The 9,911-nt window shown below is 75.5% G+C and carries 1 protein-coding gene; it reads left to right on the forward strand.

Features of this window, described 5'->3' with window-relative positions:
* The first annotated feature begins 24 nt into the window (after nt 1-24).
* Nucleotides 25-9,795 (forward strand): type I polyketide synthase, encoded by a 9,771-nt coding sequence (locus Q4V64_RS44535; protein WP_303714371.1) that lies wholly within the window; start codon nt 25-27, stop codon nt 9,793-9,795.
* Nucleotides 9,796-9,911: the final 116 nt, after the last annotated feature.

Consider the following 9,911-nt stretch of genomic DNA (forward strand, 5'->3'; position numbering starts at 1 on the left):
CCAAGCATCTGGAGTTGGCGAGACATGGATACCGAAGCGAAGCTCCGCGACTACCTCAAGCGGGCGACCGCAGACCTTCGTCAGGCCCGCCGGGACCTCGTCGACGTCCAGGAGAAGGCGGCCGAGCCGATCGCGATCGTCGGCGTGTCCTGCCGCTACCCCGGCGGGGTGGGCACGCCCGAGCAACTCTGGGACCTGCTGGACGCAGGCCGGGACGCGATCACCGGCTTCCCGGACGACCGCAGCTGGACGTTCGCCGACGAGGACTTCGCCCAGGAGGGCGGCTTCCTCGACGAGGCGGGCGCGTTCGACCCGGCCGTCTTCGGCATCTCCCCGCGCGAGGCCCTGGCCATGGACCCGCAGCAGCGGCTGCTGCTGGAGTGCGCGTGGGAGGCGTTCGAACGGGCCGGTCTCGACCCGCTCGGCGTCAAGGGCTCCCGTGTCGGCGTGTTCGCCGGCGTCATGTACCACGACTACGCCGCCCAGCTGACGACGCTGCCCGACGGCGTCGAGGGCTACCTGGCCACCGGCACCTCCGGAAGTGTCGTCTCCGGCCGCGTCGCCTACACCTTCGGTCTCGAGGGCCCCGCCCTGACCATCGACACCGCCTGCTCGTCGTCGCTGGTCGCGCTGCATCTGGCGGTGCAGTCGCTGCGCCGGGGCGAGTGCGCGATGGCGCTGGCCGGCGGCGTCACCGTGATGGCCACCCCGAACACGTTCGTCGAGTTCGCCCGGCAAGGCGGGCTGGCCGCCGACGGGCGGTGCAAGGCCTTCGCCGAGGCCGCCGACGGCACCGGCTGGTCGGAGGGCGCGGGCGTGGTGCTGGTCGAGCGCCTGTCCGACGCCCAGCGCCTCGGCCACCCGGTCCTCGCGGTGGTGCGGGGCAGCGCCGTGAACCAGGACGGCGCCTCCAACGGGCTCACCGCGCCGAACGGCCCCTCCCAGCAACGGGTCATCCTCGACGCGCTGGCCGACGCCCGGCTCACCCCGGCCCAGATCGACACGGTCGAGGCCCATGGCACCGGGACCCGGCTCGGCGACCCGATCGAGGCCCAGGCCCTGCTGGCCACCTACGGCCGCGACCGGCGGGCCCCGCTCTGGCTCGGCTCGCTGAAGTCGAACCTCGGCCACACCCAGGCCGCCGCCGGCATCGGCGGTGTGATCAAGATGGTGGAGTCCATGCGCCGCGGCGTGCTGCCGAAGACGCTGCACGTCGACGCGCCCTCCTCGCACATCGACTGGTCCTCCGGCGCGCTGGAGCTGCTCACCACCGCACGGCCCTGGCCCGCCGCAGACTCCCCCCGCCGGGCCGCGGTCTCCTCCTTCGGCTTCAGCGGCACCAACGCCCACGTCATCCTCGAACAGGCACCCACCCCCGCTCCCATCCCCGCCCCCGTACCGGCGGGCACCCCGGGAGTGGTTCCCCTCCCGCTCGCCGGAGCAGACCCCGACGGACTGCGCGCCCAAGCCACCACCGTCCGGAACCACCTGCGCACCACCGGTGCCTCCCTGGCCGACCTCGGCGCGACGCTCATCAACCGGGGCGCCCTGCCCGTCCGGGCCGTCGCCTGGGACATCGAGACCCTCGACGCGGTGGCCGCCGGCCTCGGGCCGGTCACCGGATCCCCGCTGGGCAACTCCGATGTGGTGTTCGTCTACGCGGGTCAGGGTGGGCAGTGGTTGGGGATGGCGGTGGGGCTGCTGGATTCGCCGGCGTTCGCGGAGCGGTTGCGGGAGTGCGACGCGGCGCTGTGGCCGCACGTCGGATTCTCCGTGGAGGCCGTCCTGCGCGGGAGGGACGAGTGGCTGACGCGGGTGGAGGTGGTGCAGCCGGTGTTGTGGGCGGTGGGGGTGGCGCTGACGGCGTGGTGGGCTTCGTACGGGGTTGTCCCCGCGGCGGTGGTGGGGCATTCGCAGGGGGAAGTGGTGGCCGCGGTCGTGGCGGGGGCGTTGTCGGTGCGGGACGGCGCCCGTGTGGTGGCGGCCCGCTCGCAGGCGCTGGTGGATCTGGACGGGAGTGGGGGGATGGCGTCGGTCGGCGCGGCTGCTGACGAGGTGGCGGGGTGGTTGGCCGGGCCGGAGTGGGCGGGGCTGGTGGTGGCTGCGGTGAATTCTCCGTCGCAGGTGGTGGTGGCGGGGGAGCGGTCCTTGCTGGAGGCGTTCGTGCCGTGGTGTGAGGAGCGCGGTGTGCGGGCGCGGCTGGTGGAGGTGGGGTACGCGTCGCACTCGTCGCAGGTGGAGCCGGTACGAGAGGCGGTTCTGGCCGCGCTGGCGGGCGTCGAGGGCGTGGTGCCGGTGATTCCGTGGTATTCGACGGTGACGGGTGAGCGGGTTACCGAGCCTGTGGACGCGGGGTACTGGTGGTCGAATCTGCGGGAGCAGGTGCGGTTCGCGCCGGTGGTGGAGGGGCTGGCTGCCGAGGGTGGGTTCCGGTTGTTCGCGGAGGTGTCGGGGCATCCGGTGCTGGCGTTGGCGTTGGAGCAGTCTGCCCCGGATGCGGGGGTGTGGGGGACGTTGCGGCGGGGCGAGGACGGTCCGGCCGCGCAGGTCCGGGCCCTGGGCGAGGCGTGGGTCCGGGGCGTCGACGTCGACTGGCGGAGCTGGCTCGAAGGGGGCCGCTGGCTGCCCGACCTGCCCACCTACCCCTTCCAGCGGCAGCACTACTGGCTGACCTCCGCGCCCGGCACCGGCGACCTCGCGGAAGCCGGGCTGGACGGCACCGGCCATCCCCTGCTGGGCGCCGCCGTCCTCCTTCCCGACTCCGACACCGTGGTCTTCACCGGGCGCGTCTCCCGGCGCACCCAGCCCTGGCTCACCGACCACGACGTCCTCGGCACCGTCCTGCTCCCCGGCGCGGCGCTGGTCGAACTGGCGCTCGCGGCCGGTGACTTCACCGACACCCCGGTCGTCGAGGAACTCCTCCTCCAAGCCCCGCTGGCGCTTCCCGAGACCGGCGGCGTCGACCTGCGCGTCACGGTCGCCCCACCCGAGCGGGGCACCGGCCGCCGTACGATCACCCTCCACTCCCGCCCCGACCGGGAGCATCCCTGGACACCGCACGCCACCGGCACCCTGCGCCCGGCCGGGCCGACGACCGAACCGGCGGACCAGCCGTGGCCGCCACGGGACGCCGACCCCGTCCAGGCCGAGGCCCTCTACGCCGCGCTGGCCGAGGCCGGCCTGGTCTACGGGCCGGCGTTCCAGGGCCTGCGCCAGGTGTGGCGGCGCGACGGTGAGATCCTCGCCGAAGTGGCCCTCGACGCCGACCGCGACACCGACGGCTACGGCGTCCACCCGGCGCTCCTCGACGCCTGCCTGCACGCTCTCGCCGCCGGTGGCCTGGTGACCGGCGAGGATGGCGCGGCCCGGCTGCCGTTCGTGTTCAGCGGCGTCCGTCTGCACGCCGTCGGCGCCGGCTCGCTGCGTGTCTGGCTCACCGTGGCCGAGGGCGCGGAGACCGTCCGGCTGCACGCCGCCGACGCGGCCGGGCTTCCCGTCCTCGACATCGACGCGCTCGCGGTCCGGCCGGTCACCGCCGACCAGATCGGCGCCGTACCCAGCACGTCGCTGTACACACTGGACTGGGTGGACGCCGGCGTGCCGGCGGGCGCGACCGGCCCGCTGCCGACGATCGCGCTCGGCGACCCGCTCCCCGACGACACCCCGGACGTGCTCGTGCTGGACTGCGCGAGCGACGCCGCCCCGAACGGTGCCGCCGTACGGGGCGAGACCGGGCGGCTGCTGGAGACCCTGCAACGGTTCCTCGGCGACGAGAGGTGGGCGGGCACCCACCTGGTCGTGCGCACCGACGGGGCGATCGCCGCCGACCCCGGGGACACCGTGCCCGGGTTGGTCGCCGCCGCTCTGTGGGGGCTGGTGCGGTCCGCGCAGAGTGAGCATCCCGGGCGGCTCGCCCTTGTCGACACCCCGGCCATGGAACGCATCGCGGACCTGCTCGCGGCCGGTCACCACCAGGCGGCCGTGCGCGGGGAGACGATCCTCGTGCCCCGGATCGCCCGGCACGCCGGTCCGGACGGCGAACTCCCCGACCTGACCGCAGGCACGGTGGTCGTCACCGGAGCCACCGGCACGCTCGGCCGCCTCGTCGCCCGGCATCTCGTCGCCGCTCACGGCGTCCGTGACCTGTTGTTGCTGTCCCGATCCGGCGGAACCCTCGACCTCGACGGCGCGCAGGTGCGCGCCGTCGTCTGCGACGTCACCGACCCGGCCGCCGTCGAGGCCGCGCTGAGCGGCGTGACGGTCAGCGCCGTGATCCACACCGCCGGTGTGCTCGACGACGGGATGCTGGCCGACCTCACCCCCGACCGGCTCGACGCCGTCATGCGGGCCAAGGTGGACGCCGTCGCGAACCTGCACGCGGCCACCGCCGGACAGCCGCTCGGCGCGTTCGTGCTGTTCTCCTCGGCCGCCGGCCTGCTCGGCAACGCCGGCCAGGCCAACTACGCCGCCGCCAACACGTTCACCGACGCCTACGCCGCCCAGCTCAGGGCCGAAGGAATCCCCGCGACTTCGCTGGCCTGGGGCCTGTGGGACACCGACACCGGCATGGTCGGCAACCTCACGGACGCCGACCGGCGCCGGCTGCGGCGCGGCGGCGTCGTGCCCCTGGAGGCCGACCAGGGCCTGGCCCTGTTCGACGCCGCCCTGCGCGCCGACACCGCGCTGGCCGTCCCGGTCGCGCTCAGCCTGCCCGCGCTGCGGGCCACCGCCGAGAGCGGACTGCTTCCCCCCGTCCTGTCCGGGCTGGTCCGCACCGGCCCGCGCCGGGCCACCGCCGCCGACGGCCCGGGCGCCTTCGCCGAGCGGCTGGCCGGCCGGCCCGAGGCCGAGCGCGAGCAGACCGTCACCGAACTGGTCCGCGGCACCATCGCCGCCGTCCTGGGATTCGCCACCGGCAGCGCCATCGACGGCAACCGGGCGCTGCGCGAGCTCGGCTTCGACTCGCTGACCGCGGTCGAGCTGCGCAACCGGCTGCACCTGGTCACCGGCCTCACCCTGCCCGCGACGCTCGCGTTCGACTACCCCAACGCCCGCGCCATCGCCCGGTACCTGCTCGACCGGGCGCTCGGCTCCGACCGGCTGCCGAGCACGCCCGAACCGGCCCGTACCAGCGCCGCCCGCACCGACGAACCGATCGCGATCATCGGCATGGCCTGCCGGTTCCCCGGCGGCGTGCGCACCCCCGAGGACCTCTGGCAGCTGCTGCGCGACGGGGTCGACGCGATCTCCGGCTTCCCGACCGACCGCGGCTGGGACCTCACCGGGACCGACTTCGCCCGGCAGGGCGGTTTCCTCTACGACGCCGCAGAGTTCGACGCCGGGCTGTTCGGCATCTCCCCGCGCGAGGCGCTGGCGATGGACCCGCAGCAGCGGCTGCTCCTGGAGACCTCCTGGGAGGCGTTCGAGCGCGCCGGCCTCGACCCGCTGGGGCTGCGCGGCTCCCGCACCGGCGTGTTCGCCGGCCTGATGTACCACGACTACGGCACCGGCCTGTCCACGCTGCCCGAAGGAGTCGAGGGCTACCGCGCGACCGGCGTCTCCGGCAGCGTGGTCTCCGGCCGCGTCGCCTACGTCTACGGCCTGGAGGGCCCCGCCCTCACCATCGACACCGCCTGCTCGTCCTCCCTGGTCGCCCTGCACCTGGCCGTGGAGTCCCTGCGGCGCGGCGAGTGCGAGCTCGCACTCGCCGGCGGCGTCTCGGTGATGGCGAACCCCGGCACGTTCGTCGAGGTCGCCCGCCAGGGCGGATCGGCCGCCGACGGCCGCTGCAAGCCGTTCTCCGCCGCCGCCGACGGCGCCACCTGGTCCGAAGGTGCCGGCGTCCTGCTGGTGGAGCGGCTCTCGGACGCGCAGCGCCTCGGCCACCCGGTCCTGGCCGTGGTGCGGGGTACGGCGGTGAACCAGGACGGCGCGTCGAACGGGCTGACGGCACCGAACGGCCCCTCCCAGCAGCGGGTGATCCGGGCCGCCCTCGCCGACGCGGGCCTGACCCCGCAGGACGTCGACGCGGTCGAGGCCCACGGCACGGGGACGAAGCTGGGCGACCCGGTCGAGGCCCAGGCACTCCTGGCCACCTACGGCCAGGACCGGTCCGAGGACCGGCCGCTGCGGCTCGGGTCGGTCAAGTCCAACCTCGGCCACACCCAGGCCGCCGCCGGTGTCGCCGGGCTCATGAAGATGGTCCTCGCGATGCGGCACGGGCTGCTGCCCCGCAGCCTGCACATCGACGCGCCCTCCCCGCACATCGACTGGGACTCCGGGGCCGTAGCGCTGCTGGACACCGAACAGCCGTGGCCCCAGGCCGGCCGGCCGCGTCGCGCCGCCGTCTCCTCCTTCGGCATCAGCGGCACCAACGCCCATGTCGTCCTGGAACAGTCCCCGCCCGCCCCGCCCGCACCGGAGAACCCGGAGCTGCCGGTCGTACCGCTGCTGCTCTCAGGCCGCGACGGCGCCGCGCTGACCGCCCAGGCACGCCGACTGGCCACCTTCCTCCGCGACCGGCCGGACGTGCCGCAGGCCGACATCGCACACATGCTCGCCGGACGGGCCCGGCTGGAGCACCGCGCGGTCGCGCTGGACGCGGCAGGCCCGGCCGCCCTTGCCGACGGGCGGCCCTCGGCCGATGTCGTCACCGGCGTGGCCGGGCCGCCCGGCGGGGTCGTCTTCGTCTTCCCCGGGCAGGGCGGCCAGTGGGAAGGCATGGCCGCCGGCCTGCTCGACCGCTCCCCGGCGTTCGCCGCCCGCCTGCGCGAGTGCGACGCCGCACTCGCGCAGTACCTGGACTTCTCGGTGGCGGCGGTGCTCCACCAGGAACCGGACACCCCGTCCCTGGACCGGCTCGACGTCGTCCAGCCCGTGCTGTTCGCCGTCATGGTCTCCCTGGCGGCCTGGTGGGGCGCGCACGGCGTCACCCCGGCCGCGGTCGTCGGACACTCCCAGGGCGAGATCGCCGCGGCGTGCGTCGCAGGCGCGCTCACCCTGGACGACGCGGCCCGGATCATCGCCCTGCGCAGCCGGGAGATGATGGCGATCGCCGACGCCGGCGCGATGCTCTCGATCGCCGCCGACGAGGCCGACGTGACCGCCCGGATCGCCGCCTACGAGGACGAGCCGGGCCGGAGCCGGCTGGAGATCGCCGCGGTGAACGGCCCCACCTCGGTCATCGTGGCCGGCGAGGTGGGCGCCGTCGACGAACTGGCCGCCCGCTGCGAGGCGGACGGCGTCCGGGCCCGCCGTATCAAGTCCAGCGTCGCCGGCCACTCCGTCCAGGTCGAAGTGCTCCGCGACCGCGTCCTGGAACTCCTCGCACCGGTGCGCATCGGCGTCGGCCGGGTCCCCTGGTACTCCACCGTGCGGGCCGAGCCCATGACGCCCGAGGACGGCGCCGACTACTGGTACGACAACGTACGGCGGCCGGTCCGGTTCGCCGCGGCCGTCCAGCGCCTGCTCGCCGACGGATACCGGCACTTCGTCGAGGTCAGCCCGCACCCGCTGCTCACCGCAGGCATCCAGGACATCGCCGCCGAGGGCGCGGAGGTCGCGGCCGTGGCCGGCACGCTCCGCCGGGACGAGGACGGCGCGGACCGGGAGATACGGACCCTCGCCGAGGCCTGGGTCGCCGGCCTGCCGGTCGACTGGGCGACGGTCCTCACCGGCAGCCGCCGCGCCCTGGACATCCCCACCTACGCCTTCCAGCACCGGCACTACTGGCTGGCCGACGCTCCCGGCGCGGCCACCGACGACCCCGACGACGACTTCTGGACCGCCGTCGAGACCGCCGACGCCACGACGCTCGGCCAGACGCTCGGCGTCGACCCCGGCGCCCTCGCCCCGGTGCTGCCCGCGCTCGCCGACTGGCGCCGCGCCCGGCGGGAACGCTCACAACTGGACGCCTGGCGGTTCCGGGTCGCGTTCAAGCCGCTGCCCGAGCCGGAACCGGGCAGGCTGTCGGGCACCTGGCTGGTGCTCCACCCCGCCGACATCGACCCGGGCGACGTGACCCTCGCGCTGGCCGCCGCCGGCGCCGAGGTCGAGCACGGCACGACCGTCGACCGGGAGACACTCGCCGCCAAGCCTTATTCCGGCGTCGTCTCGCTGCTGGCGCTGCGCGACGACGACCGCGCGCTGCTCGACACGCTGGCCCTGACGCGGGCGACCGGCGGCCTGGACACCGCGCTGTGGATCCTCACCCGGGGCGCGGTCGCCGCCGTACCCGGAGACCCGGCGTCCCGGCTCGCCCCCGCCCAGGTCTGGGCGCTGGCCCGCACCTTCGCGCTGGAGCACCCGGAGGCCTGGGGCGGCCTGCTCGACCTGCCCGCCACGCTCGATGAGAGGGCCGCCGGGCGGATCGCGGCCGTGCTGGCCGGCCTGGACGACGAGGATCAGGTCGCCGTCCGCGCCACCGGCGTCCTCGCCCGCCGCCTGCTGCCCGCCCCCGCCGATCCGGCCGCGCCGCTGTGGGAGCCGCGCGGCACCGTGCTGATCACTGGCGGCACCGGCGCGCTCGGCGCGCACGTGGCCCGGTGGGCCGCCGGATCCGGCGCCGGCCACGTCGTACTCACCAGCCGCCGGGGCGAGGCCGCCCCCGGCGCCGCCGAACTGCGCGAGGAACTCGCCGCGCTCGGCGCGCGGGTGACCGTCGCGGCCTGCGACACCGCCGACCGCGAGCAGGTCGCCGCGCTGTTGGCCTCCCTGCCCGAACCGGTCACCTCGGTGGTCCACGCCGCCGGCACGCTCACCCCGTCCCCGCTCGCCGACGCCACCCCGGCGGAGCTGGCCGACGTCCGCTCCGGCAAGGTCGACGGCGCGGTCCACCTGCTCGACCTGCTCGACCCCGAGCACCTGGAGCAGGTCGTGCTGTTCTCTTCCAACGCCGGTGTCTGGGGCAGCGCCCGCCAGGGCACCTACGGCGCGGCCAACGCCGCCCTCGACGCACTGGCCGCGCAGGCCCGCGAGCGTGGCCTGCCGGTCACGTCGGTGGCCTGGGGACTGTGGGCCGGCGGTGGTATGGCCGAGGCCACCGGCGGCGAGGACTACATGCGTCGGCGCGGCCTGCGCGGCATGGCCCCCGAGGGGGCGATCACCGCGATGCGCCAGGCCGCCGGCGCCGGGGAGACGTTTCTCGCGGTCGCCGATGTCGACTGGTCGGTCTTCGCCCCGGCCTTCGCCATCGCCCGCCCTCGCCCGCTGATCGCCGACCTGCCTGACGTAAGGGCCGCCCAGCAGGCCGCCGAGGCCGCCCCGCCGGCCGACGCCGGCTCGGCGCTGCGGGAGCGACTGACCGCCGCGGCCCCGCACGAGCACGACCAGATCGTGCTGGACCTGGTCCGCGCCCACGCCGCCGCGGTGCTCGGCCACGACAGCCCGGACGCCGTGGAGGCCCGACGCCCGTTCAAGGAGTTCGGATTCGACTCGCTGACCGCGGTCGACCTGCGCAACCGCCTCGCCGCGGCCACCGGCCAGACCCTCCCGGCGACGCTGGTCTTCGACCACCCGACCCCCGCGGCGGTGGCCCACCTGCTGCTGGACCGCCTGGTGACCGGCGGCGCCACGACCCCCGAGTCCGTGCTCGCCACCCTCGACCAGCTGGCCGAGTCGCTGGCCGCCACCGCGGACGACAGCGCGCTGCGGCTGCGCGTCGCCATGCGGCTGCGCGGCCTGCTCGACGGGCTCGACGACGCCGGGGAACCAGGCGCTGAGTCGGTCAGCGCCAAGCTCGAAGCCGCCGGCGCCGACGAGGTGTTCCGGTTCATCGACGAGCTCGGAGTGTCGTAGATGCCCAGCTAGGGGCGGAATATCCGGCTAGGGGCGGGCTTATCCAGCTAGGGGCGGGCTAGGGGTGGGCCGCCCCCGCGCGGCCCACCTACCTTCGGCCCAGGCCGGCAGGCGTC

Origin of the sequence: Streptomyces sp. NL15-2K (assembly GCF_030551255.1) — a bacterium.
In the GTDB taxonomy this organism is placed as follows: Bacteria; Actinomycetota; Actinomycetes; order Streptomycetales; family Streptomycetaceae; genus Streptomyces.